The 1,181-nt window shown below is 67.6% G+C and carries 2 protein-coding genes; both read left to right on the top strand.

Features of this window, described 5'->3' with window-relative positions; all coding sequences use genetic code 11:
• Positions 1–842 (top strand): calcium-binding protein (locus ASC87_RS28385; protein ID WP_304440714.1); only part of this gene is annotated, 842 nt, incomplete at its 5' end.
• Positions 769–1,181: calcium-binding protein (locus ASC87_RS28380; protein WP_304440713.1), on the top strand; the 413-nt coding region annotated here is incomplete at its 3' end. The genes ASC87_RS28385 and ASC87_RS28380, both read left to right, overlap by 74 nt.

Genomic DNA, 1,181 nt, shown 5'->3' with positions numbered 1-1,181 from the left:
CGGGCGACCGGCTGGACGTCAACGCTTTCTTCGGCTCGGACGTGACCGGCAACTACCGCCTGGAACAAATCCGCTTCGACGACGGCACCACCTGGGATCTGGCCACCATCAAGGCCCGCGCACTCGATGCCACCGACGGCGATGACAGCCTCACCGGCTACAGCTCGGCCGACACCATCCAGGGCGCCCTCGGCAATGACAGCCTCAGCGGCGGCGGCGGCAATGACACGATCGACGGCGGCGACGGCGACGACACCCTGTCCGGCGGTGACGGCAACGACAACCACGTGGGCGGGGCCGGCATGGACTCCCTCAGTGGCAACGCAGGTGACGACACCCTCGACGGTGGTGCAGGGAACGATACGCTCGACGGCGGCGCCGGCAGCGACACCTACCTCTTCGGACGAGGGTCCGGCGTCGACTTCATTTCGGCGTACGACACGACCGCGGGCAAGCTGGACGTCGTCCAGCTCGGCGCGGGCATCACCCCCGCCGACATCCAGTTGATTCGCAGCAACGACGTCCTCAGCGTGGTCATCGTCGGCGCGGGCGACCGGCTGGACGTCAACGCCTTCTTCGGCTCGGACGTGACCGGCAACCAACGCATCGAACAGATCCGCTTCGCCGACGGCACCACCTGGGACCTGGCCGCCATCAAGGCCCGCGCACTCGATGCCACCGACCGCGACGACAGCCTCACCGGCTACAACTCGGCCGACACCGTCCAGGGCGCCCTCGGCAATGACAGCCTCAGCGGCGGCGGCGGCAATGACACGATCGACGGCGGCGACGGCGAAGACACCTGCTGGCAACGACACGCTCGACGGTGGCGCAGGCAATGATTCGCTGGACGGCGGTGCGGGCAACGACACCTACATGTTCGGCCGCGGCCACGGGTCGGACCGAATCTTCTCCAACGACACGACGGTGGGCAAGCTCGACCAGGTGCAACTCGCTGCAGGCATCGTCCCAGGCGACATCCAGCTGCTGCGCACCGGCGACAGTCTGTTCCTGACGATCCTCGGCACGGCCGACCGCCTCGAAGTCTACGCATTCTTCAGCTCGGACGTCACCAGCGGCCAACGCATCGAACAGATCCGCTTCGCCGACGGCACCACCTGGGATCTGGCCACCATCAAGGCCCGCGCACTCGATGCCACCGACCGCGACGACAGCCTCAC

The organism is Rhizobacter sp. Root1221 (assembly GCF_001425785.1).
In the GTDB taxonomy this organism is placed as follows: domain Bacteria; phylum Pseudomonadota; class Gammaproteobacteria; order Burkholderiales; family Burkholderiaceae_C; genus Rhizobacter.
The sequence above is the reverse complement of the archived record's forward strand: the minus strand, read 5'-3'. Positions and strand labels throughout refer to the sequence as shown.